The sequence below is a fragment of the Burkholderia savannae genome (genome assembly GCF_001524445.2).
GTDB lineage: Bacteria > Pseudomonadota > Gammaproteobacteria > Burkholderiales > Burkholderiaceae > Burkholderia > Burkholderia savannae.
Genome location: NZ_CP013418.1, coordinates 558,151 through 582,784 on the forward strand (window position 1 = coordinate 558,151; position 24,634 = coordinate 582,784).

The 24,634-nt window shown below is 70.7% G+C and carries 15 protein-coding genes; 8 read left to right on the top strand and 7 right to left on the bottom strand.

All coding sequences use genetic code 11. The features are described 5' to 3' along the window. Positions 1–5 precede the first annotated feature (5 nt). A complete protein-coding gene (locus WS78_RS23440) occupies positions 6–1,352 on the top strand; it encodes a Zn-dependent hydrolase (RefSeq protein ID WP_059582162.1) in 1,347 nt (448 codons plus the stop codon). A gap of 25 nt (positions 1,353–1,377) precedes the next feature. Continuing rightward, a complete protein-coding gene (locus WS78_RS23445) occupies positions 1,378–2,400 on the top strand; it encodes a histone deacetylase family protein (protein ID WP_038747866.1) in 1,023 nt (340 codons plus the stop codon). A 476-nt stretch (positions 2,401–2,876) separates the two neighbouring features. Here WS78_RS23445 and WS78_RS23455 read toward each other — a convergent pair whose 3' ends face one another. The 5 genes from WS78_RS23455 to cobA form a co-directional block, all read right to left on the bottom strand. Then, on the bottom strand, positions 2,877–5,054 hold the full coding sequence (locus tag WS78_RS23455) for a glucosidase family protein (protein WP_038747863.1): 2,178 nt from the start codon (positions 5,052–5,054) through the stop codon (positions 2,877–2,879). Positions 5,055–5,582: 528 nt separating this feature from the next. After that, positions 5,583–6,086 carry a hypothetical protein gene (locus WS78_RS36215; protein ID WP_145986878.1) on the bottom strand — a complete coding sequence of 168 codons (504 nt, stop codon included), beginning with the start codon at positions 6,084–6,086 and terminating at the stop codon, positions 5,583–5,585. Between the two features lie 243 nt (positions 6,087–6,329). Beyond that, positions 6,330–7,391 carry a CmpA/NrtA family ABC transporter substrate-binding protein gene (locus tag WS78_RS23470; protein ID WP_059582155.1) on the bottom strand — a complete coding sequence of 354 codons (1,062 nt, stop codon included), beginning with the start codon at positions 7,389–7,391 and terminating at the stop codon, positions 6,330–6,332. Between the two features lie 17 nt (positions 7,392–7,408). Continuing rightward, positions 7,409–8,005, bottom strand: a complete 597-nt coding sequence (locus WS78_RS23475) for an ANTAR domain-containing response regulator (RefSeq protein WP_038747855.1) — start codon at positions 8,003–8,005, stop codon at positions 7,409–7,411. A 104-nt stretch (positions 8,006–8,109) separates the two neighbouring features. After that, positions 8,110–8,937 carry a uroporphyrinogen-III C-methyltransferase gene (cobA, locus tag WS78_RS23480; RefSeq protein WP_059582150.1) on the bottom strand — a complete coding sequence of 276 codons (828 nt, stop codon included), beginning with the start codon at positions 8,935–8,937 and terminating at the stop codon, positions 8,110–8,112. A 783-nt stretch (positions 8,938–9,720) separates the two neighbouring features. Between cobA and WS78_RS23490 the strand changes: the two genes are divergently transcribed. The 5 genes from WS78_RS23490 to WS78_RS37220 all read left to right on the top strand — a co-directional run bounded on the left by WS78_RS23490 (position 9,721) and on the right by WS78_RS37220 (position 19,818). Further along, entirely contained in the window at positions 9,721–11,046 is a 1,326-nt protein-coding gene (locus WS78_RS23490) for an MFS transporter (RefSeq protein ID WP_059582147.1), read from the top strand. Between the two features lie 23 nt (positions 11,047–11,069). Beyond that, entirely contained in the window at positions 11,070–13,685 is a 2,616-nt protein-coding gene (gene nirB / locus WS78_RS23495; RefSeq protein ID WP_038747848.1) for a nitrite reductase large subunit NirB, read from the top strand. Positions 13,686–13,722: 37 nt separating this feature from the next. Beyond that, on the top strand, positions 13,723–14,076 hold the full coding sequence (nirD, locus tag WS78_RS23500) for a nitrite reductase small subunit NirD (RefSeq protein ID WP_038747845.1): 354 nt from the start codon (positions 13,723–13,725) through the stop codon (positions 14,074–14,076). Between the two features lie 41 nt (positions 14,077–14,117). Further along, positions 14,118–18,389: a bifunctional nitrate reductase/sulfite reductase flavoprotein subunit alpha gene (locus WS78_RS23505; protein WP_059582142.1), complete on the top strand. Its 4,272-nt coding sequence runs from the start codon at positions 14,118–14,120 to the stop codon at positions 18,387–18,389. Between the two features lie 709 nt (positions 18,390–19,098). Then, on the top strand, positions 19,099–19,818 hold the full coding sequence (locus WS78_RS37220) for a hypothetical protein (protein ID WP_197419490.1): 720 nt from the start codon (positions 19,099–19,101) through the stop codon (positions 19,816–19,818). A 543-nt stretch (positions 19,819–20,361) separates the two neighbouring features. On the opposite strand, the gene WS78_RS23525 is transcribed toward WS78_RS37220, so the two are convergent. Both WS78_RS23525 and WS78_RS23530 read right to left on the bottom strand, forming a co-directional pair. Next, positions 20,362–22,074 (bottom strand): peptidoglycan D,D-transpeptidase FtsI family protein, encoded by a 1,713-nt coding sequence (locus tag WS78_RS23525; RefSeq protein ID WP_059582129.1) that lies wholly within the window; start codon positions 22,072–22,074, stop codon positions 20,362–20,364. 374 nt (positions 22,075–22,448) lie between these two features. Further along, a complete protein-coding gene (locus tag WS78_RS23530; RefSeq protein WP_059582125.1) occupies positions 22,449–23,519 on the bottom strand; it encodes a D-alanyl-D-alanine carboxypeptidase family protein in 1,071 nt (356 codons plus the stop codon). A gap of 348 nt (positions 23,520–23,867) precedes the next feature. On the opposite strand from WS78_RS23530, the gene WS78_RS23535 reads away from it, so the two are divergent. Continuing rightward, positions 23,868–24,584 (top strand): dienelactone hydrolase family protein, encoded by a 717-nt coding sequence (locus WS78_RS23535; protein ID WP_052145077.1) that lies wholly within the window; start codon positions 23,868–23,870, stop codon positions 24,582–24,584. Positions 24,585–24,634: the final 50 nt, after the last annotated feature.

A 24,634-nucleotide genomic window follows, 5' to 3' on the forward strand; every position in this document is an offset into this window, starting at 1 on the left:
CTGCGGTGTGGGAAATCGACGGTACGCGACTCTGGAACAGTCTGATGGATCTCGCGCGGATCGGCGGCACCGCGCGGGGCGGCGTGCGCCGGCTCGCGCTGACCGACGCCGATCGGCGCGGCCGCGAGCGCTTCGCGCAATGGTGCCGCGACGCGGGAATGACGGTGCGCGTCGATGCGATCGGCAATCTGTTCGCGCGGCGCGCCGGTGCGGATGACGCGCATCCGGCCGTGCTCGTCGGCAGCCATCTCGACACGCAGCCCGAAGGCGGGCGCTTCGACGGCGCGTACGGCGTGCTCGCCGGGCTCGAGCTCGTGCGCACGCTGAACGATCGCGGGATCGTCACCGACAAGCCGATCGAGATCGTGTCGTGGACCAACGAGGAGGGCGCGCGCTTCGCGCCGGCGATGCTCGGCTCGGCGGTGTTCGCGGGCGCGATGTCGCTCGACGCGGCGCTCGCGGTGCGCGATGCGCACGGCGTCGCGCTCGCCGACGCGCTCGACGCGTGCGGCTACCGCGATCCGCTGCGGGCCGCGTGGGCGCTCGGCCCGCATGCGCCGTGCGATCCGGAAGTGGCGCGCGTGCCGATGCGCGAGCGCGTGGATGCGTACTTCGAGGCGCACATCGAGCAGGGGCCGGTGCTGGAGCGAAACGGCACGGCGATCGGCGTCGTGACGGGCGGGCAAGCGATCCGCTGGCTCGACGCGACCGTGACGGGCGTCGCCGCGCACGCGGGCACGACGCCGATGCCGTACCGGAAGTGCGCGCTGTTCGCGAGCGCCGAGATCGCGCTCGCGCTCGAAGCGCTCGCCGCGCGCCGCGCGCCGGATGCGCTCGCGACGATCGGGCAGAGCGTGATCGAGAACGCGTCGCGCAACACGATCGCGGAGCGCGTCGCGTTCAGCGTCGATCTTCGTCATCCTGACGATGCGACGCTCGACGCGATCGAGCGCGAGCTGCGCGACGCGTGCGCGCACATCGCCGCGCGCCGCGGCGTGGCGGTCGACATCCGCTCGCATTGGTCGAGTCCCGCGACGCCGTTCGACCCCGCGTGCGTCGCGCTCGTCGAGGCGGCCGCGCGCCGCTGCGGTTACACGCACGAGCGGATCGTGAGCGGCGCCGGACACGACGCGATTCATCTCGCGCGCTGCGTGCCGGCGGCGATGGTGTTCATTCCGTGCGTCGGCGGGCTGTCGCACAACGCGGCCGAGCGCGCGCTGCCCGAGCACGTCGCGGCGGGTGCGAACGTGCTGCTCGACGCGGTGCTCGCGCGCGCCGGCGTGCATGCGCAAACGGCTCGACCCGCGAGGCCGGCGCACGTGCGCGCCGACATCGCGGCGCAACTGCATTGACGATCGATCCGGGAACCGACCTCGCATGCTGACTTATTTTCATCCGGATCAGTTGAAGCACCGCCCGCTCACCTACCTGTCGCGCGGCAAGATGCGCGCGCCGCACGAAGTGCCCGAACGGGCCGCGCGGCTGCTCGACGCGGCGAACTCGCTCGGCTTCGACGTGCGCGCACCCGCGGACTTCGGCTCGGCGCCGCTCGCGGCCGTGCACAGCGCGCCGTATCTGCGCTTTCTCGCCGACGCGCATCGCGAATGGCGGCGCATTCCGGAGGATTGGGGGCCCGAGGTGATGTCGAACATTTACGTGCGCGAGCCGAATCCGCTGCGCGGCGTGCTCGCGCAGGCGGCGCGCTATCTCGCGGACGGCAGCTGCCCGATCGGCGAGCACACGTATCGGGCCGCGTACTGGTCCGCGCAGGATGCGCTCGCGGGCGCGGCGGCTCTTTGCGGCGGCGTGCGCGACGCGTACGCGCTCTGCCGTCCGCCCGGCCATCATGCGCGGCGCGACGCGGCGGGCGGCTTCTGTTATCTGAACAACGCGGCGATCGCCGCGCAGGCGCTGCGCGCGCGCTACGCGCGGGTCGCGATCCTCGACACCGACATGCATCACGGCCAGGGCATCCAGGCGCTGTTCTACGATCGCGACGACGTGCTGTACGTGTCGATTCACGGCGATCCGACGAACTTCTATCCGGCCGTCACGGGCTACGAGGAAGAGCGCGGAGCGGGGCGCGGCGAGGGCTACAACGTGAATCTGCCGATGCCGCACGGATCGGCCGAATCGGTGTTCTTCGCGCAGCTCGAGCGTGCGAAGGCGATCGTCGAGCGCTTCGCGCCCGACGCGCTCGTGTTCGCGCTCGGCTTCGACGTGTACCGGGACGATCCGCAATCGAAGGTCGCGGTGACGACCGAGGGCTTCGGCCGGCTCGGCGCGCTCGTCGGCGCGTTGCGCTTGCCGACGCTGATCGTGCAGGAAGGCGGCTATCACCTGGATACGCTCGCGCGCAACGCCGCGGCGTTCTTCGGGAGTTATCAGGCGGCGCGCTGAGCGCGCCCGCCGCAACGTCGGGATGGCGAAGTTTCCGTCGCCCGGGCGTTCGATGGGTTTCGTTGGTTCGGCACTAGTGGCTGACGAGGCTAGTGCGCCGCCCGCCATCTGGAGGTGGCCCTTGGATGCAGGCGGATTTTGCCGCGCGAGCGATCGCGCGGCTTTTCTCTTTTTGCGCCGCGCGCTCGCGCGGCGGTGCCGGCGAGGGCGTCCGGTCGTCGACGGAAAGGGCGCGCGGCGTGCGCTTTGCAATGGCGCTCGGCGCTAGGCGCGCGACAGGCTAGGCGTGGCGTGGCGGCGTTAAGCGCGCGATGGCGCGCGATGGCGTGCGATGGCCTGCGTCGCGCGCGCTCGCCGTACCGGCCGGCGTTTCGATCGGCACCGCGCCGGCGCCGCGCGAACCGGCGCGGCGAGCCGCGCTCGTTCGACGCGCGGCCGGCATCGAACCGTCGTCCCGCGATCGATGATTCGAGCGGTCAGGATGCCGCGCCGCTCATGCGGTTCGCCGCCGCGGCTTGCGTCGGGCCGCGCTGCGGCGTCGCGCCGCCGGCCGCGCGCGCGTCCCACCAGTACTTGCCCGCGCGCAAGTTCGGGTCCCGGATCGCCAGATACGTCGTGCTCCACAATTGCGCGGCGTTCGCCTCGGTGACGTCGGCGCTGCGCGTGCCGAACGCCTCCGCCTGGTATTGCCCGTTCGCGTACGACCACGACCACATCTCGGTCGAGCGCATGTCCTTCGCGTTCGAGATCACCTGCCAGATCTGCTGACGCGCCTGCGCGAGCAGCGTGCGCACGTCGCTCGGCAAATCGGTGCGCGCGAGCTGACGGTCGAGGCCCGCGACCCACATCGCCTGTTGCCACGACCAGATCACCGTGCCGTGATACGCGGAGCTCGTGAAGCGCGGCCAGAGCGTCGGGTCCGCGTACGCGGGGTTCGCGATCAGCATCCCGACGTCGGTCACGAGACCGGCCGGGAACGGCCGCATCACGTCGCTGACGATGCGCGCGAGCAACGGCGGCGCAGGATCGCCGAACAGCAGCACGAAGCCGCCGTCCGAGTGCATGATCGGGATCGGGTTGCCGTTCGCGTCGAGCGCGATCGCATCGAACTGCAGCGCGGCGTCCGGCACCGTGCCCGCCGGCACGCCCGCTTGCGGCGCGTACGCGGCGAGCTTCGCGCGCGCGTCGCTCGGCGTGACGGCGATCTGGAAGTACGGCGGCGCGGCGCGCTCCCAGACGGCCGCCGCCGCGCCCGCGTTCGCGAGGACGGCGCGCTGGTCGCCGCTCAGATACGGGTCGAGCAGCCCGCGCGCGAGGAAATTGGCGCACGCGCGCAGCGCGGCCGGCACGAGCGCGACGTTCACGTCGTACGGGTAGACGCCGCCCGCGAGGCCGTCGGTGCTGTCGCGCCAGTTGCCGACGATCTCGCCGGGGCGCAGCCGGATCAGGTTCGCGGCGAGCGCTTGCTGCGCGAACGGCTGCGCGGTCTGCACGACGCGCAGCAGGTTGCTCACGAAGCGGCTGCCGTTCGTGACGCCGTCGCCGCCCGTTTGCGCGAGATACGCGGCGGCGCGCGCCTGGCCGCGCGGGTCCTCGATCAGCCAGTCCGCCATGATCGGCGCGAGCATGTAGTCGCCGTCGATCATCTTGTAGTCGTAGGTCGGCGTCGGATCGTTCGGGCGGCCGTGCCTCAGATTGTCGATCAGCGCGAATTCGCCGATGCCTTCCTCGTGCGCGACCTTGCCGTCCGGCGACAGGCGGCTCAGCACCGAGCCGAGCCCGGCCTCGATCACGTCCGGCTGCAGCACGGGCATCAGCATGCGCACCGAGATCAGCGTGTCGCGGCCGAAGTAGGTGTCGTACTGCCACGAGCCCGCGAGCAGCTTGTCGCTGAAGCTCAGGAATTCGAACACGTTCTGGTTCAGCGGATCAGGGTTGACGGCCGACGTGAACAGATTCGCATGCGTGATCGGTTGCAGCGGCGTTTCGCCGCTGAACGCGTCGATGTGCAGACGCAGCGTCGGCGCGCCCGACGGCGACTGCAGCAGGAGCTTGCCGGCGCCGTCCGACGCCACCGAGCCGCCGTCGAGCACGGTGACGCGCAGCGCGTAGCCCGGCGCGCCGTCGACGCGATCGCGCTGCCACATCGCGACGTTGCCCGACACGGTCGGCGGCGCGACGATGTCGGCCGGCACGGTCGCGCCGCCGTTGTAGTCGCGCAGGAAGCGCACGGAGCTCAGCAGCGCCTGCCTGATCGACAGGCTGCTCGCGTCGGCCGACACGTCGACGCCGATTCCGTACAGCGTCCGGCCCGCCGCGTCCTGCGTGGTGGCGGGCGCGATCGGCGTGTCCTGGCTCCAGTTGACGGGCTGCGACGTATCGTCGAACCAGAGGCCCGCGCCGCTGTTGCCGGCCGGAAACACGACGAGCAGGCGAGGCTTCGCCGACGAGCGCATCAGCAGATGCGCGGCGATCTTGTCCTGTCGATAGAACGCGTTGATCTGGTTGCCGCGGTCGAGCCGGAACGCGAGCGCCGGGGCGGACGGATCGCCGCCTCGCGAAATGTCGTCGTGATCGGAGCAGCTCGCCAGAAAGGCAATGAAAAAGGCAATTAAACAGGTGAAGACTTTCCTCGTATCGAAATACGCCTTCATATCTCCTCCATTTGCTCGTGGGCAACGGAAATTGTGTCGATATGTCCGGTGACCGGATGTCGCCGGACAGACGAAAGGCACGGCTGAATGACGCTTGAATCGGGACGCGCGATGCGAGACGGCCGGATGCTCGCCGTGTCGTGCCGAATGCGGATTGCGTGCGGATTGCGTGCGCACGCCGCAACGTGCGGTTGCCGTGCGCGCGTCGCGCGCGTAGCCGGAGCCGCCCGGGCCGGCGCAAATGCCGCTGCGGCCGCCTGGCGCGAGCCGGGCGAGATGAGGATGTGACGCGGCGCGTCGATGCGCGCCGTGCCGGCCGAGTGCGACGCGAGCCCATCGCGCCTCGGCGGAAACGTTCGAACTTCGGCTACATCGCGTGCTGCGCGCTCGCTTCCACACGAATGCGTGGTACGTCAGCACCCGTGCATGCTAAACCATTCGTCACATGATTGGGGCGGGAGTGAACGTTGCTTTCGAATTTTCTATGTATCGAGTTGTTAATGATTCAAATGAAATCGCATTGAAAAATCATGATTCGTCAATCGATTCGGTCGAATTCGCATGGCAAAAGAACGCCGATTCGCGATCGCGGATTTCAGTGCGGGTGGGCCGTTCTGATCGATTCGTCGGCCGTCCTTCGTCCTTTGTCATCGCTTCGATTCGTCGACGTACCGCGCGACGGGTTGCCGCGCGCATTCGCAATTGGCCCGTCGGCACCGGCTTCTTCGCGCGGTGCGACGAACGGCCGAAGCGATCTCGCGCGCGGCGTACGGAATTCGGCGCGCCTCGTTGATTCGCGCGCGCGGCGCGTGGCGTGCGGCGTGTCGCATGTGGCATGTGGCGCGTGGCGTGCGTCGCCGCGTGTCGTTTCGTTCGGCCGCGGCCGGACCGTTCGCGTGCGGGCGAGCCCCGGCGCGCATGGATGCAATCCGCGCCGTGTGCGATGCGCGCGCGCTTGATCGTCGTCGTCGTCGTGACAATCCGTACCAGGTGATGAGCTAATTCGGAGGCGCGGATGCGACGAAGCCGCATCTACTCGCCGCGTACATCGTGCGGGCGGCCCCGGCCGGCACGATCGCCGGCGTGGCGGCGCTATCGTGCAACTGATGTGCAACTGATGCGAATTGATCGGCCGGGCCGCCGCGAGGAGCAGCGGACTCTTCGCCGCGCGCATCGGCATCGATGCGCGGGCGAGTCGCCGACGAGGCGGCCGGCTCGCGTGCGTCGTGCAAACGTCGCGCGAGCCGGCCGCCGCGCGCGCGACGAAGCCCCCCGTCAGCCGACGCGCCGCGCTCCCGCGAGCGCGACCGCTTCGTCGTAGAGCGCCGTTTGCGCAACGCCGCTCGCGATTGCCGCGTCGTCGACGTCCGAGCGCAGCATGCCCCAGCGCCGGTATTGCGACAGGAACCACACGCCGTCGCTCGCCGCAGGCCGGTTCACCGTTCCGTGCCCGTAGAACCGGATCGGCGCGGGCGGCTGCGCGAACGGGCCCGCGCCGTAATCGCCGAGCAGCCGCGGTGCGATCTGCGCGACCGGCACGTCGATCGCGTCCGGCTCCGCGAGCCATTCGGCCGCCTGCCGCCGATGGTCCGCGTCGTCGAGCCATTCGCACGCGTCGAGCAGCGTGCGCACCAGCAGCCGCGCGGCATTCGGATACAGCGCGACGAATTCGCGCCGGCACGCGAGCGCCTTTTCCGGATGATCGAGCCAGACTTCGCTCGTCGCCGCGACCGTCCTGCCCGCGCCGCTCGCCTCGGCGACCGCGTTCCACGGCTCGCCGACGCACAGCCCGTCGAGCTCGCCCGCCGCGAGCGCGCCGACCATCTCCGGCGGCGGAATCACGACGCTGCGAATGTCGCGCAGCGGATCGACGCCGCGCGACGCGAGCCAGTGATACAGCCACATCGCGTGCGTGCCCGTCGGGAACGTCTGCGCGAACACGGGGCGGCGGCCGAGCGTCGCGAGCGCGGCCTTCAGGTCGCCCGACGCGCGGTAGGCGCCGGCGAGCCGGTTCGAGAACGTGATCGCCTGGCCGTTGCGGTTGAGCACCATCGGCACGGCCATGTCGGCGCGCGGCCCGCCGATGCCGAGCTGCACGCCGTAGACGAGCCCGTACAGCGCGTGCGCCGCGTCGAGCTCGCCCGACAGCAGCTTGTCGCGGATGCTGGCCCACGACGGCTGCCGGCACAGCTCGAGCGCGAGACCGTAGCGCTCGCCGAGCTCGAGCCGCTTCGCGACGACGAGCGGCGCCGCGTCGCTCAGCGCGACGAAGCCGATGCGCAGGCGGCGGCGTTCCGGTGCGTCGGGTGTCGCTGGGTTCATGCGCGCTGTGTTCATGCGTAGTGCACCTTCGATCAAGATTGCGAGTGCGCCGCGAGCAGCCGGCGGGCCGCCTCGACGATCCGGACGCCCTGATCCATCGCGCTGCGGCGCAGCGTCGCGTAGGCCTCCTGTTCGGACAGCTTGCGGCGGTCCATCAGCATGCGCTTCGCGCGATCGATCAGCTTGCGGTCGGCGAGTTCGCTCTCGACGTCGGCGAGCCGCTTGCGCAATTGCTCGTCGTGCGAGAAGCGCGCGAGCGCGACTTCGAGGATCGGCGCGAGCCGTTCGGCGGAGAGCCCCTCGATCAGATACGCGCTCACGCCCGCGCCGACCGCCGCGCGGATCAACTGCTGGTCGGCGTCGTGGCTGAACATCAGCACGGGGCGCGGCGCGGTCGCGTTCATCACCGCGAGCTGCTCGAGCGTGTCGCGCGACGGCGATTCGGTGTCGATGATCACGACGTCCGGCCGCTGCTCTTCGACGGCCGCGGGCAGCCGCGCGGGCGTCGCGACCTCGTCGAGCATCTCGTAGCCGAGGCGCGCGAGCGTGTCGCGCAGCTCGCCGAGCGGCTTGTCGGTGTCGGTGACGAGCAGCACGCGCAGCCTGGAGGAATGGTCAGTCGATTCCATGGATCGGATGGAGGAGGCGGGCGCGCTGCGGCGGCGCCCGCCCATGCGATTGTTTTTGCCATACGCGCGCGGGCGGCGCGCAACCGCTGGCCGGCGCGCGCGGCTCAGGCCGCGTGCGAAACCTCGGGGCGTTCGAGCGTGCGCGCGGCGGCGTGCGTGCCGCGCGCGTCGTCCGAGCCCGCGTGCGCATTGCGCGCCGCGCATGCGCCGCCGGTCGCGAGCGCCTCGCCGATCGCGCGGCCGACGAAGATCACGGCCGGGCTGCCGAGGCCCGCCTCGGCGGCGCCGGCGGCGAGGCGGCCGAGCGTGCCGGCCCAGCGCCGCTCGGCCGGCGTGCCCGCCCACTGGACGATGGCGGCGGGCGTCGCTGCATCGAGCGTCGACAGCAGCCCCGCGGCGATCCGCTCGATGCGGCTCATCCCCATGTAGATCGCGAGCGTCGTGCCGGCCGCGGCGAGGTTCGCCCAGTCGGGCTCGCCGTGGTCCTGCAGGTGCGCGGTGACGAACGTCACGCCCTGACAGTGATCGCGGTGCGTGAGCGACACGCCGAGGCTCGCGGCGGCCGCGAAGCCCGACGAGATCCCATTGACGATCTCGACCGGCACGCGCGCCGCGCGCAACGCGGCGATCTCTTCGCCCGCGCGGCCGAACAGCAGCACGTCGCCGCCCTTGACGCGCACGACGTGCGCGCCGCGCAGCGCGTAGCGGCACATCAGCCGCTCGATGAACGCCTGCGGCGTCGACCGGCAGCCGCCGCGCTTGCCGACACGGATCACGCGCGCTTGCGGCGCGAGCGCGACGATGTCCGGATTGACGAGATCGTCGAGCAGCAGCACGTCGGCGGCCGCGAGCGCTTTCGCCGCCTTGAGCGTCAGCAGATCCAGATCGCCGGGGCCGGCGCCGAGCAGCGTGACCTTGCCCATCGTGTTCATCTTCGTATCCCCATGTCGCGCGGGCGGCGCGTGCGCGGCGAATGCGCGTTGCCCAAAAAAAGAACGGCGTCCTGCGCACCCCGCCGACGCAGCGGCCGGATGCGTGGGACACCGTTGTCCAAGTGGACCGTCCGTCGGCGGACGGTCCGAAAGAAGTCTCGCGATGCGGCACCGGCTCCGTTGCCGATGACGCTTCATGGTGAGCAATATTCGGGCCAGCATCGGCGGCGCGCGCTTGGCGAAGCGGGGCGACGGCGCGCTTGCGCGCGTCGTCTCGCGCCGACGCGTCGCGTGCGGGGCGGCGTCGGGCGGGTTGCCGTCGCGCCCGCCCGACGCCGCCCCGGCTGGGACGCAGCGCGCGACGCGAGCATCCGCGCAAAGCGCCGCACGCCGCTCATCGCTCATAGATCATCGCTCGCCGCGTCCGGACGCACGGCGTCGCGATCGACGCGCGAGGACGCCCGCCGCACCCGGCTGCGCACCGGCATGTCGCACGCCGACAGTGCTGCATCGCACCAGATCTGTGCTTCGCTGCATCACCGCGCATCGTCGGCGCGCGCCGCGAAACCCGGGCGTTTCGGCGCAATCCCGCGTCGCGTCTCGCTTCGCGTCGGCTGGCACGGCACTTGCCTAGCGATCGACGGGCGATTCAACGACGATTCGCCTCGCAGCATCGAATATCGATCCGCCCGGCGACGGGCTTTCTGGGCAACGGCGTCCTACGCATCCGGTCACTCGAGACCGGGTTCGCAGGACGCCGTTTTCGTTTGGTGAGACAACAAGATGTCCGACAAAGCCACCCGCATCGACCTGCTCGACTGGCGCACCGCGCCGATGCGCGCGTTCCATCTGACGTGGATCGCGTTCTTCGTGTGTTTCTTCGCATGGTTCGCGTGCGCGCCGCTGATGCCGCTCATCGCCCGCGAATTCAGGCTGAGCGCCGATCAGGTCGCGAACGTCAGCATCGCGGCCGTCGCGGCGACGATCGCGGTGCGGCTCGTCGTCGGCCCGCTCTGCGACCGTTTCGGCCCGCGCCGCGTCTATGCGGGCCTGCTCGCGCTCGGCGCGATTCCGGTGTTCGCGGTGGCGTTCTCGCACGATTACCTGACGTTCCTGCTGTGCCGCTTGGGCATCGGCGCGATCGGCGCGAGCTTCGTGATCACGCAATACCACACGTCGGTGATGTTCGCGCCGAACGTCGTCGGCACCGCGAACGCGACGGCGGCCGGCTGGGGCAACGCGGGCGCGGGCGCGGCTCAGGCGGCGATGCCGCTGCTCGTGGCCGCCGCGCTGATGCTCGGCCTGCCCGACGCGTCCGCTTGGCGCGCGGCGCTCGCGGCGCCGGGCGTCGCGATGCTCGCGATGGCGTTCGTCTACTGGCGCTTCACGCAGGACTGCCCGCAGGGCGACTTCGCCGCGCTGCGCGCGCGCGGCGCGACGATCGACAGCGGCAAGAAGGGCGGCTTCGCGAGCTTCGCCGCCGCGTGCGCGAACTACCGCGTGTGGATGCTGTTCGTCACCTACGGCGCGTGCTTCGGCGTCGAAGTGTTCATGCACAACATCGCCGCGCTCTACTACGTCAATCACTTCCAGCTGTCGCTGAAGGACGCGGGCCTCGCCGCCGGCATCTTCGGCCTCCTCGCGCTCTTCGCGCGCGCGACGGGCGGCTGGCTGTCGGATCGCGTCGCCGCGCGCCGCGGGCTCGACGTGCGCGCGACGCTGCTGTTCACGCTGATCGTCGGCGAGGGGCTCGGGCTGCTGTGGTTCGCGCATGCGGGCAGCGTGGCGGCGGCCGTCGTCGCGATGGTCGCGTTCGGTCTCTTCACGCACATGGCCTGCGGCGCGACGTACGCGCTCGTGCCGTTCATCGATCGCCGCGCGCTCGGCGGCGTCGCGGGGATCGTCGGCGCGGGCGGCAACGTCGGCGCGGTCGCGGCAGGATTCCTGATGAAAGGCGTTGGCGATATCCAACAAACGCTCACGCTGCTAGGCCTATTCGTCACCGTTTCCGCGTTTTGCGCGCTCGCGGTACGGTTCAGCGCCGAGCACAAGGCTCGCGAGGCGGCGCTGCGCGAGCGCGCGCTTGCCGCGAACGGCTTCACGCATTAACAGGGAAACAGAGGGCATCCACCATGAAAATCGTCGTCATCGGTCACGGGATGGTCGGCCACAAGCTGCTCGAATGCATCGCGGCCGGCGCGCGGGATGCGTGCTGCGCGCCGCAGGTCGCGGTGATCTGCGAAGAGCCGCGCCCCGCGTACGACCGCGTTCACCTGTCCGAATTCTTCGCCGGCAAGTCGGCCGACGACCTGTCGCTCGTCGAGCCGGGCTTCTTCAAGCGTCATCCGAACTTTCGCGTGCTGCTGAACACGAAGGCGGTCGCGATCGACCGCCGCGCGCGCACGGTCGCGCTGTCGACGGGCGAGACGCTCGCGTACGACAAGCTCGTGCTCGCGACGGGCTCGACGCCGTTCGTGCCGCCCGTGCCGGGCCGCGAGCGCGCCGATTGCTTCGTCTACCGAACGATCGAGGATCTCGAGGCGATGCAGGCGTGCGGCGCACGCGCGAAGTCGGGCGTCGTCGTCGGCGGCGGGCTGCTCGGCCTCGAATGCGCGAAGGCGCTGCGCGACATGGGGCTCGCGACGCACGTCGTCGAATTCGCGCCGCGCCTGATGGCGGTGCAAGTGGACGAAGGCGGCGGCCGGATGCTGCGCGGCAGGATCGAGGCGCTCGGCGTGCAGGTGCACACGGGCAAGAACACGCTTGCGATCGTCGACGGCGAGGCGGGCGCGCACCGGATGGAATTCGCCGACGGCACGCATCTCGATGCCGACATGATCGTGTTCTCCGCGGGCATCCGGCCGCGCGACGAGATCGCGCGCGCGTGCGGGCTCGAGATCGGCCCGCGCGGCGGCGTCGCGATCGACAGCGGCTGCCGCACGAGCGATCAGGATATCTACGCGATCGGCGAATGCGCGGCGTGGAACGGCCAGACCTTCGGCCTCGTCGCGCCCGGCTACGACATGGCGCGCGTCGTCGCGCGGCAGCTCGCGGGCGGCGACGGCGCGTTCACCGGCGCGGACCTGAGCACGAAGCTCAAGCTGATGGGCGTCGATGTCGCGAGCATCGGCGACGCGCACGGCAAGACGCCCGGCAGCCGCACGTACCAGTTCGCCGACGAACGCAAGGCGATCTACAAGAAGCTCGTCGTGTCCGAATGCGGGAAGGAACTGCTCGGCGCGGTGATGGTGGGCGACGCGGCCGAGTACGGCACGCTGCTGCAGATGATGCTGAACCGGATCGAGCTGTCCGATTCGCCCGAATTCCTGATCCTGCCGTCGTCGGACGGCGCGGCGAAGCCGGCGCTCGGCGTCGACGCGCTGCCCGACGCCGCGCAGATCTGCTCGTGCAACAACGTGACGAAGGCGCAGCTCTGCGAGGCGCTCGCGCAGGGAGCGACGAGCATCGGCGCGCTGAAGAGCTGCACGGGCGCGGGCACGTCGTGCGGCGGCTGCGTGCCGCTCGTCACGCAGGTGATGAAGGCCGAGATGAAGAAGCAGGGCCTCGACGTGAACAACCACCTGTGCGAGCACTTCCCGCATTCGCGGCAGGAGCTCTATCACCTCGTGCGCGTCGAGCGGATCAAGACGTTCGGCGCGCTCTTGGAGAAGCACGGCCGCGGCCTCGGCTGCGACGTCTGCAAGCCGGCCGTCGCCGGCATCCTCGCGTCGTGCTGGAACGAATTCGTGCTCAAGAAGGAGCATGCGGGGCTGCAGGATACGAACGACTACTATCTCGCGAACATCCAGCGCGACGGCACGTATTCGGTCGTGCCGCGGATGCCGGGCGGCGAGGTCACGCCGGAAGGGCTGATCGCGGTCGGCCAGGTCGCGCGCAAGTACGGCCTCTACACGAAGATCACGGGCGGCCAGCGCGTCGACCTGTTCGGCGCGCGCGTCGAGCAGTTGCCGCTCATCTGGGAGGAGCTGATCGCGGCCGGCTTCGAATCGGGCCACGCGTACGGCAAGTCGGTGCGCACCGTGAAATCGTGCGTCGGCTCGACGTGGTGCCGCTACGGCGTCGGCGATTCGGTCGGCCTCGCGATCGATCTGGAAAACCGCTACAAGGGCCTGCGCGCGCCGCACAAGCTGAAGTTCGGCGTGTCCGGCTGCACGCGCGAATGCGCGGAGGCGCAGGGCAAGGACATCGGCGTGATCGCGACCGAGAAGGGCTGGAACCTGTACGTGTGCGGCAACGGCGGGATGAAGCCGCGCCACGCGGAGCTGCTCGCGGCCGATCTCGACCGCGAGCAGCTCGTGCGCTACGTCGACCGCTTCCTGATGTTCTACATCCGCACCGCCGACCGGCTGCAGCGCACGAGCGTGTGGCGCGACAACCTCGAAGGCGGGCTCGACTACCTGATCGACGTCGTCGTCCACGACAAGCTCGGGCTCGCGGCGGAGCTCGAGGCGCAGATGCAGCATATCGTCGATACGTACGAATGCGAATGGAAGAAGGCCGTCGCCGATCCGGCCACGCGCCGGCGCTTTCGTCACTTCGTCAACAGCGACGCGCCCGATTCGACGATCGCGTTCGTCGAGGCGCGCGGCCAGATTCGCCCGGCGACGCCGGACGAGCGCGAGGCGCTCGGCGCTGCCGGCCCGGCCGCTTCGGTCAGCCCGGCCGCTTCGGCCGACGCGCGCCGCGCGCCCGAGGCGCAAGCGCAAACCGAAGCCGAAACCGCTTGAACGTTCCGTCATCGTCAGCCACTGAAAGGAGATCGCCATGACCCGCCATCGAGACGCTTGCGCGTGGACGCCCGTCTGCGCGCTCGACGACATCCTGCCGAACACGGGCGTCTGCGCGCTCGTGAACGGCGAGCAGGTCGCCGTGTTCCACGTCGACGACGGCGGCGGCCACGGCCGCGCGTTCGCGATCGGCAACGTCGATCCGCATTCGCATGCCGCCGTGCTGTCGCGCGGGCTGATCGGCAGCCTCGGCGAGCGGATCGTCGTCGCGTCGCCGCTCTACAAGCATCACTTCGACCTGCGCACGGGCGAGTGCGTCGAGGCGCCGGACCAATCGGTGAGCGCGTATGCGTCGCGCATCGAGGACGGCTACGTGTGGGTCGCGGCCTGACGCGCCGCGCCGACCGATAGCGAACGGCGAGGCGAGCGAACGTGGCGAGCGCGAGCGTGAAGACCGTGTGCCCGTACTGTGGCGTCGGCTGCGGCATGGTGCTGCACGTCGAGGGCGGCGAGGTCGTCAAGGTGTCCGGCGACACCGAGCATCCGACCAACTTCGGGCGTCTGTGCACGAAGGGCTCGTCCGCGCATGTCGCGCTGCGCAACGCGGGCCGGCTCGAGCGGGCGTTCGTGCGCGACGCGCGCGAGCGCGATCCCGCGCCCGTGCCGATCGCCGACGCGATCGCCGAGACCGCGCGCCGGCTGCGCGCCGTGCTCGACGCGCACGGCCCCGACGCGCTCGCGTTCTACGTGTCGGGCCAGATGTCGCTCGAAGCGCAGTATCTCGTGAACAAGCTCGCGAAGGGCTACGTGCGCACGCCGCACATCGAATCGAATTCGCGCCTTTGCATGGCGAGCGCGGGTAGCGGCTACAAGCTGTCGCTCGGCGCGGACGGCCCGCCCGGCTCGTATCAGGATTTCGACCGCGCGGACCTGTTCTTCGTGATCGGCTCGAACATGGCCGACTGCCATCCGATTCTGTTCCTGCGGATGATGGACCGCGTGAAGGCGGGCGCGAAGCTCGTCGTCGTCGATCCGCGCCGCACCGCGACCGCGGACAAGGCGGACCTGTTCCTGAAGATCCGGCCCGGCACCGATCTCGCGCTGCTGAACGGGCTGCTGCATCTGCTGCACGCGAACGGCAGGACCGACGCGGAGTTCATCGCCGCGCACACCGAGGGCTGGGACGCGATGCCGGATTTCCTCGGCGATTACGCGCCCGAGAAGGTCGCCGAAATCACCGGCCTCGCCGAAGCGGACATCCGGCTCGCCGCGCAATGGATCGGCGACGCGCGCGAATGGACGAGCTGCTGGACGATGGGGCTCAACCAGAGCACGCACGGCACCTGGAACACGAACGCGATCTGCAACCTGCATCTCGCGACGGGCAGGATTTGCCGGCCGGGCAGCGGGCCGTTCTCGCTGACCGGGCAGCCGAACGCGATGGGCGGCCGCGAGATGGGCTACATGGGACCGGGGCTGCCGGGCCAGCGCACCGCGCTCGACGACGACGACCGCCGCTTCGTCGAGGACGTCTGGCGCCTGCCCGCGGGCACGATCCGCAAGGACGCGGGCGGCGGCACCGTCGACCTGTTCGCGAAAATGGCCGCGGGCGACGTGAAGGCGTGCTGGATCATCTGCACGAACCCGGCCGCGACGGTCGCGAACCGCAAGAACGTGATCGCCGGGCTGCGGGCGGCCGACGTCGTGATCGTGCAGGATGCGTTCCTCGACACCGAGACGAACCGCTACGCGGACATCCTGCTGCCGGGCGCGTTGTGGGCGGAGGCCGAAGGCGTGATGATCAACTCGGAGCGCAACCTCACGCTGATGCGGCAGGCGGTCGAGCCGCCCGGCGACGCATGGCCGGACTGGAGGATCGTCGCGGCGGTCGCGCGTGAGATGGGCTACGGCGACGCGTTCGACTACGGTTCGGCCGCCGAAGTATTCGACGAGATCCGGCGCTTCGCGAATCCGCGCACCGGCTACGACCTGCGCGGCGCGAGCCACGCGGCGCTGCGCGACACGCCGCTGCAATGGCCGTGTCCGCCGGACGACGGGCGCGACCGCCATCCGATCCGCTACCTGAACGACGGCGCGAGCGAGCCGCTTCGGACGCTGCCCGACGGCGGCGCGCCGCCGATCGCGTTTCCGACGCCGTCCGGCAAGGCGCGCTTCTTCGCGCGGCCGCACGTCGCGCCGGCCGAGACGCCGACGCGCGAATTCCCGATCGTGCTGAACACGGGCCGCTTGCAGCATCAGTGGCACACGATGACGAAGACGGGCAAGGTTGCGATGCTGAACAAGCTGAATCCGCGCCCGTTCGTCGAGATCCATCCGCACGACGCGGCCGCGCTGTCGATCGCCGCGAAGGACGCGGTCGAGATCCGTTCGGCGCGCGGCCGCGCGGTGTTGCCCGCTGTCGTCACCGACCGCGTGCAGCCGGGCGCGTGCTTCGCGCCGATGCACTGGAACGACGTGTACGGCGACGACCTGTGCGTGAACGCGCTCACGAACGACGCGGTCGATCCGGTGTCGCTGCAGCCCGAACTCAAATTCTGCGCGGTCGCGCTTGCGCGCGCCGACGTGTCCGGCGAAACGGACGCCGCGGCGGGCGGCGCCGCGCGCGCGCCGCGCGCAGAAGCGCATGAAGCGCATGAATCGTATGAGGCGCACGCAGGCGGCGCGCCGCGCGCGTTCGGCGCGTGCGAAGCCGCGTGCGCCGCCGACGCCGCCCCCGAGGAACTGAACATGTCCGATATCGACACCTTCGCCGCGCTGCTCGGCGTCCCGGTCACGGCGAGCGCGCCGCAGCTCACGGGCGCGGAACGCGTCTACGTCGCGGGCTTCGTCAGCGGGCTGCGCTGCGTCGAGGGCAGACGGGCGGGCGGCGTGCCGGTGCTGCCCGCGAACGCGCCGCTTGGCGCCGACACGCGGCTCTGGGTCGACGGGCTGCTCGCCGGGCTGTTCAGCCGCGCGCCGGGCGGGGCGCCGGCGCTGCTCGAGGCGCGGGCGGGCGCGACGTCGCCGCCGCCGCTGCCGGCGGCCGACGCGTCGCCCGCGCCGAGCGGCGTGCGGATCGTGCGCGCGCGGCCGAAGGTCGTGCTGCTGTGGGCGTCGCAGACGGGCAACGTCGAATCGCTGACCGAGCGCTACGCGACGCAGCTGATGGATTCGGGCTTCGAGATCCGCGTCGCGTGCATGGCCGATTATCCGGCCGCGTCGCTCGCGAAGGCGCAGTACGCGCTGCTGATGACGAGCACGTTCGGCGACGGCGACGCGCCGGACAACGGCCAGGAATTCTGGGCGGCGCTGAACGCAGCGCACGCGCCGCGCGTGGACGGGCTGCGCTACGCGGTGCTCGCGTTCGGCGACCGCAACTACGACCAGTTCTGCGGCCACGGCCGCCGGCTCGACGCGAGGCTCGCGGCGCTCGGCGCGACGCGCGTCGTCGAGCGCGTCGATTGCGACGCCGAATTCCAGCCGGCCGCCGACGCGTGGCTCGAACGCGCGATCGCGCGGATCAAGGAAGAGGACGCGGCGCTGCACGCGGTGCCGGCGGACGGGATGATCCCGTCGGGCGCAATCCCGACGAAGACGCGCCCGGCCGCGTCGCGGCTCGTCGCGAACCTGCGGCTCAACGAGCCGGGCGCGGCGAAGGATACGCGCTACGTGTCGCTGTCGACGGACGGCGCGGCGATCGAATACGAAACGGGCGACGCGCTCGGCGTGTGGCCGACGAACTGCCCGGCGCTCGTCGACGAGCTGCTGACGTTGACGCGCCTGAAGGCGGACGCGCCGGTGACGCTCGCGGGCGTGGGCGAGCTGCGGCTCGCCGATGCGCTCGCGAGGCATCTCGACATCACGCGGCCGCATCCCGACGCGCTCGCGCTCGTCGCGTCGCGCAGCCGCTCGGGAGACGCGCTCGCGCGCCTGCTCGGCGACGATCGCAAGGCGGATCTGAAAAACTGGCTGTGGGGGCAGCAGATCGCCGACGTGCTGCACGAGTTTCCGCTCGAGCTGTCGGCCGCCGAGCTCGTCGGGATGCTCAAGCGCCTGCAGCCGCGGCTGTATTCGATCGCGTCGAGCCCGAACGCGCATCGCGGCGAGATCCATCTGACCGTGTCGGCCGTGCGCTACAGCAACGGGCGGCGGCAGCGCAAGGGCGTCGCGTCGACGTTCCTCGCGGATCGCGCGGCCGACGCGGGCGTGCCGGTGTTCGTGCAGAAGTCCGCGCATTTCCGGCCGCCGGCGAGCGGCGACACGCCGATCGTGATGGTCGGGCCGGGCACGGGCATCGCGCCGTTTCGCGGCTTCCTGCACGAGCGGCGCGCGCGCGGCGCGAACGGGCGCAACTGGCTCTTCTTCGGCGAACAGCACGCGGACACCGATTTCTACTATCGCGACGAGCTCGCCCGGATGCGCACGGACGGTTTGCTGACGCGGCTCGATCTCGCGTTCTCGCGCGATCAGAAGGAGAAGATCTACGTGCAGGACCGGATGATCGAGCAGGGCGCGGCGCTGTGGGCGTGGCTCGAGGAGGGCGCGCATTTCTACGTGTGCGGCGACGCGTCGCGCATGGCGAAGGACGTCGACGCGGCGCTGAAGGCGATCGTCGCGCGGCATGGGGGGATGACCGACGAGCAGGCGGCGGACTACGTCGCGCGGCTCGCGAAGGACAAGCGTTATGCGCGAGACGTTTATTGAAGTGGGCGCGCCGCTCGACGGCGGCGGCGCGGCGCCGAGGGACACCGCATACGTGGGGCCGAGGCAGATGTACGGGCGCGGGCGGCGGGTGCGCAGCCGCGCCGGACGGGCACTCGCGCGCATGCGCGCGCGGCTGCGCCGAGAGCCGCGCGCGTGCCTGCGCCACGCGGCGGATCGGGGGTCGAGCGTGCGCTGACGCGCGCTGCGCCGGGGGCGTTGGCGCGGGTGAGGTCGACGCCGTTGTGGGGGCGTTTGCGTTCGCGTTGCCATCAACGTCAGCGTCAACGTTAGCGTCAACCGAGCCGACCGCGTCAGCAGAGTCGGTCGCGTCGGCGGCAGTGGCGGCGATGACGGAGATGGCAGCGATAGCCGCGATGGCGCGCCACGTCGCGACACCGGGCGCACACCGCGCGCACGCCGCGCCGCCGCGCCGCCGCGCGTCGCGGCGAATTCGACAAGCGCGGCGCGTTTTCAAAACACGCGCGCTCCGATTTTCGTAACATCGAACCGCGCGTTCGCCGACGGGCACGATGCCCCGACGACACGAACGCGTACGCCGCGGCCGCCGCACGCGCCGGCCGCGCCATGAACCCGACGTCGCCGGCGGCTGCGCCGCAAGCGCCGCATCCCGCGTTCGCGCATACGGCGCCCGGCCGCGTCGTGACGACGAACGCCAGCCGGCCGGCCGCGCCATTCGATCGACAACCGCATGATCCGCAATCTCCCGATATCCGCTCATGTGCCGACTGCGGCCGGCGCGCAAGCCGCCGACCGGCTCGCCGGCACGACCGTTCCGGCGCACGCGTCGCGCAAGCAGATTTTCCCGAACTCGTGCGGCGCCGCGAGCCTTCTATGCATCGCGAAGGAGCTCGGCGTCGAGAAGATGCCGGCTTATAAGGGCTCGCTGAGCGAGCTCGGCGACGGCGCGCTCGAGCTGAGCAACGCATGCGAGCAGGATCTTTTCATGATCACGAGCGGGATGACGACGCACCGGCGTCATGCGGACCGCATCCATGACGCCGGATATTCGATGCCGCAGCATCTGGTGTTCGCGGGGCAGCTGCTGGGGCTCGAGATGGACATTCACGAGCATCCCGGCATCTTCTCGAAGGTGTTGAACTGGCTGTATTCGGACGTCAAGTCGTCGCTCGCGCCGGGCACCGTCGTCAGGCCGCACGCGGCCGAGCTGCGCGAAGGCGAGGCCGAGCTGAAGGCGCTCGCCGTGTCGTTCGCGAAGGTGCCGGTCGGGCTGCACTGGGTCGCGCATCGCGCCGACGGCAGCTACATGGACCCGGGAACGGGCAAGAACGCCGGCAGCTTCGACGACATGCAGCGCAACATGCGCGCCGAGTCCCATTTGTTCATGGGGTACGCGGATACGGGGATCTCGATCGTCGTGCGGCGGGGCGAATCGATCTCCCGCCCGTGAACGCGGCGCGCGCCGGGCCGACCATGTCGATGCCGCGGCGCGCGTGGAATCCGTCGCCTTGCGCTGCGAGCGCCACGCGCTTCACGACGCGCGGAGTCGCATCGAATGTCGGCGGTACACGGCGTTCCGTACGGCATTGCGCGATCGGCGCGTTGTCCGCCGCATCGGCCATGAGCGGGCACGATCGGCTGAAAGTGCGCGAGCACCGCGACCGTCGGCAACCGCGCCTGAATTGCGTTTGCGACGTAGGCGGCGAGCAATGCGATTGACGCAACCGGCGGCGGCAACAGGCCGCTTCCGCGCGGCAAATGCGAACGAGGCGCGCGCGCGTTCGCGCCGCCGCGTTCGGCTCGAGATTCGGCGTGCCGCACGGCTCGGCGCGCGCGGCGCCGTTCGGAGATTGACCGAACGCGCGCGGCGCACGGCGAACGAGCCGGCACAAGCGTTCCGACACGTCGACGTCCGACAAGGATCGAGGGCGCAAACGACGGCTGCGGCTCGGCCGTTGCACGGCGGCTATCGGCGCGACGATCGAATCGCGCGTCATGCATGCCGCGGCGCTGTCCGATCGGGCGGCACGCCGAGCAGATGCAGCGCGTTCTCCATGATCTGCGCCCACGCGGGGCCGGCCGCCGGGCCGCCGTAATACGAGCCGCGCGACGGCTCGTCGATCATCACCGCGACGATCAGCCGGGGATCGCTCATCGGCGCCATGCCGACGAAGAGCGCCCGGTACTTGCCGCGCGCATAGCGCCCGGCGTGAAGCTTGCGCGCGGTGCCCGTCTTCGCGCCGATCCGGTAGTCGGGCAGCCGGGCGACGCGCGCCGTGCCTTGCTCGCCGTCCGTTTCCAGCATCGCGCGAATCTGCCGCGCAACCGCGGGCGGCACGACGCGCACGCGCTCGGCCTGCGCGCTCGGGCGCGTGAGCGACAGCGCAATGCGCTCGCCGTCGCCGGCGAAGGCCGTGTAGACGTCCGCGAGCTGCGCGAGCGACATCGACAGCCCGTAGCCGTACGACATCGTCAGGCGCTCGATCGGCCTCCAATGGCGGGCCGGCCGCAGCGTGCCGCGCGCGACCGCCGGCAGGCCCGCGAGCGGCCGCGCGCCGATGCCGGCACGCGCGAACGTCTGCCACATGTCCTGCGCGCGCAGCCGCTCGGCGATCTTCGCCATGCCGATATTGCTCGATTTCGCGATGATCTGCGTGACGCTCAGCTCGCCGAAGTCGCCGGTGTCGTGAATCGTCGCGCCGTCGATCTCCAGCACGCCGGGCGACGTGTCGAAGCGCGTGTCGGGCGTGACGACGCCTTCGCTCAACGCGAGCGCGACCGTGAGGGGCTTGAGCGTCGAGGCCGGCTCGAAGACGTCGGTCAGCGCGCGGTTGCGGAAGCGGCCGTCGCCGTCGCCGGCCGCGTGCGGCTCGTTCGGATCGAACGTGGGGGCGTTCACGAGCGCGAGGACGCCGCCCGTCTTCGCATCGACGACGATCGCGCAGCCGGCCGCCGCGCCGGTGCGCTCGATGGTCCGCTCGACGGCGAGCGTGGCGAGATGCTGGATGCGCCGATCGACGGACAGCCTCACGTCCGCGCCGGGCGTGCCCGCCGATTCGACGTCGCCGACGTCCACCGGGCGGCCCAGGCGGTCGACGATGTAGTCCCGCTTCGCGCCGACGCCGGCGAGCGCGGCGTCGGCGGCGAGCTCGACGCCTTCGAGCCCGTGACCGTTCGCGCCGACGAAGCCGACGAGCTGCGCGACGTCGCCGCCGCCCGGGTAATAGCGCCGCGTCGCGCGGGCGACGTGCACGCCCGGCACGTCGAGCCGCTCGACGCGCGCGGCCAGCTCCGGCGCGATCCAGCGCTTCAGATACAGGAACTGCCGCGCGCTGAGCGCCTTGGCGGCGAGCGCGTCGTCCGGCAGGCCGAGCAGCGACGCGAGCGCGCGCATTTGCGGATGCGTCGCGCGGCGCAGCGCGTCGGGCGCGATCCACACGTCGGCGACGGGCTCGTTGATCGCGAGGGCGTCGCCGTTGCGGTCGAGAATGCGCCCGCGCGTCGGCGCGGCCGCGAACGTGTGCTCGTATCGCTTCACGCCCTGCCTGATGTAGAAATCGCTGTGCACGACCTGAACCCACAGCGCGCGCGCCGCGAGCGCGCCGAAGCCGGCGCAGAGGAGCGCGAGGACGCAGCGCGAGCGCCAGCGGGGGAGCGTGCCGGGCGTCGGCGGAGGGGGGCGGAGCGATTCGGTGGGTTTCGGCATGGTCGAATGGGTGTCGAGTCGACGTCGTGGCGACGAAGGTGGGTGGCGACAGGGGCGATGCCCCGACCGCGAGGGCGCGGCCGTGAAGCGAGAGCCCCGATGGATGACCGATGCGCTCGCCGCCGTTGGGCGAGCGCGTGCGGAAAGAGGACGCGGCGAAGCGCGTCGGCACGCGCGGCGCGATGCCGCGCGGAGGGATGAAGGCGAAATGACGCTGCACGGCGACGCGCGCCGCTTCGATAGGCGATCGATGCCGGCGCGGGCGTCGCGCGTCGTGTCGCGTCTCGTCGCGCGTGGCATCTTGTCGCGCGGGCGCGGGCGCGTCGCTGTTGCCGTCGAGGCGCGCGCGAGAGCGGCGTCGCGCTACGCGAACGTCACAGCATGTGCGCCCGATCTTCCGCGCGGTGCTCGCCGGCCCGCGCGTTCGAGCGGCGCGCCCCCGTCGCCGCGGCTGTAGCGGTTGTAGCTGCCGCAGCGGTCGCAGCGGTCGTAGCAGTAGTAGCTGCCGTAGCTGCCGTAGCGGTCGACGCCGCCGATTCGCCGCCGCCGAGCGACGCGAAGCCCCAGTCGAGGAGCTTGCCGGCGTCGGCGAGCCGCTGCTTTTCCGTCGGCTCGCCGAGCAGCACGGCGATCACGCGGTGCAACGCACGCGAGCCGGCGATGCGGCGCTCCGCGGTGACGACCATGCACCAGCCGGCCGCGTTCGTATGGCCCGTCTTCATGCCGTCGACGGTCGGATCGGTACTCAGCAGGCGATTCTTGTTCGTCTTCGAGAAGGTCCCGTACGCGAAGCGCCGCTGTGACGAGAACGCGTAGAACGCCGGAAAATCCCGGTTCAGATGCTGCGCGAGAATCGACAGATCGTGCGCGGTCGAATAGTGATCGGGCGTCGTGATGCCCGACGGCGACACGAAATGCGAATCGCGCATGCCGAGCCGCCGCGCCGTGTCGTTCATCCGCGCCGCGAAGCCGGCGGGGCTGCCGCCGATCCGTTTCGCGAGCACGAGCGCCGCGTCGTTCGCCGACGCGACGATCAGGCCGCGCACCAGATCGCGCACGCGAACGTGCTGGCCGGGCGTCAGATACATGCGCGCTTCGTCGCTGCCGACGGACGCGATGTCGCCGGCGGAAACCGCGACGGTTTCGTCCCAGCGCAGCGTCCCGCGTTCGAGCGCGTCGAACGCGAGGTAGGCGGTCATCAGCTTCGTGAGCGAGGCCGGTTCGCGGCGCGCGTTCGCGTTATGCTCGCCGAGCGTCGTGCCGGAATCGGCGTCGACGACGAGCCACGAAACGGCGCTCGTCTGCGGAGTCGGGCGCGCGTGCGCGCGGCCCGGCGCGACGCAGGCGGCCACGACGAGCAGCGCGCCGAGCATGCGCGGCGGCGGTGCAGGCAGCGTTCGTGCGGAGCGGGGCGTGGCGGTTGTCGAGGTGAGCGCGTTCGTCATGGTATGGGGCGGGCAAGCGGATGATGGAAAACGGATGCGACGCGAGATCCGGCCGGCGGCTCGCGAAAGCGGCTTGAACGGCGAAGCGAAAATCGCCGGTGCTGCAACGACAAGGTCGAATTATATTTTCGTCGTTTCCGACGGAACGTATTCAAATGTGTTTTATTGTCGCGGTATGAGCGGATAGGTGAAACGCGCCGCTTGGTTGATGTTGGTCAAATTCGTCGCATCCGGTCGAGACGCTCGATTTGGGCGCGCGCGCCCGCGCCATTTCATGCATCGCCCCGGCCTGGGCATCGTCGCGAAAGCTCAAGGCGATGACCTTCCGTCGGGCAAGGAGAGATGAAGTTGGAAACACGCACGATAGTCTACGAATGTGAAGGGACCCCGCTGGCGGGCTATTTCGCCGACTGTGCGCCGCACGTGGAAAAGCCCGCGATCCTGGTCGCGCACGAGGCGTTCGGAATGAACGAGCACATACGGGCGCGAACGAGACGCCTGGCCGACCTCGGCTATGCGGCGTTCGCCCTCGATATGTACGGCGTCGAGGGGCTTTCGCTATCGGAGGCGATGAGCCGCCATATCGAGTTGATGTCCGCGCCGGGCCTCATGCTCGCTCGGGCGAGCGCGGGGCTCGGACTTCTGATGGCTCTGCCCGGCGTCGATCGCAAGCGGGTGGCCGCGATCGGCTTTTGCCAAGGCGGAATCAGCGTGCTGGAACTCGCGCGCAGCGGGGCGCCCGTTCGATGCGCCGTGGGTTTTCATCCCGGCCTGAAGCGTCCCGCAGGCAGCCCGGATCAGCCGATCCAGGCCAAGGTTCTGATGATGATCGGCGATCAGGACCCCGATGTGCCGCCGCAGGACCGCGCCGCCTTCGCGGCGGAAATGCAGGGAAAGCAGGTGGACTGGCAGCTTCACCTCTTCGGCGGCGTCGGGCATGCGTACACCAATCCCGACGCCGATCGACTGAACAAGCCCGGCTACGGCTTCAATCCTTCCGCGGACGAGCGGTCGTGGCGGATGATGCTCGCGCTTTTCGACGAGGTGTTCGGCGCGCTTGCTTGATTTTCGCCGCGTCCGGTGGAAATCGGCTTGCCTGCGGCGGGCCGTCGCGA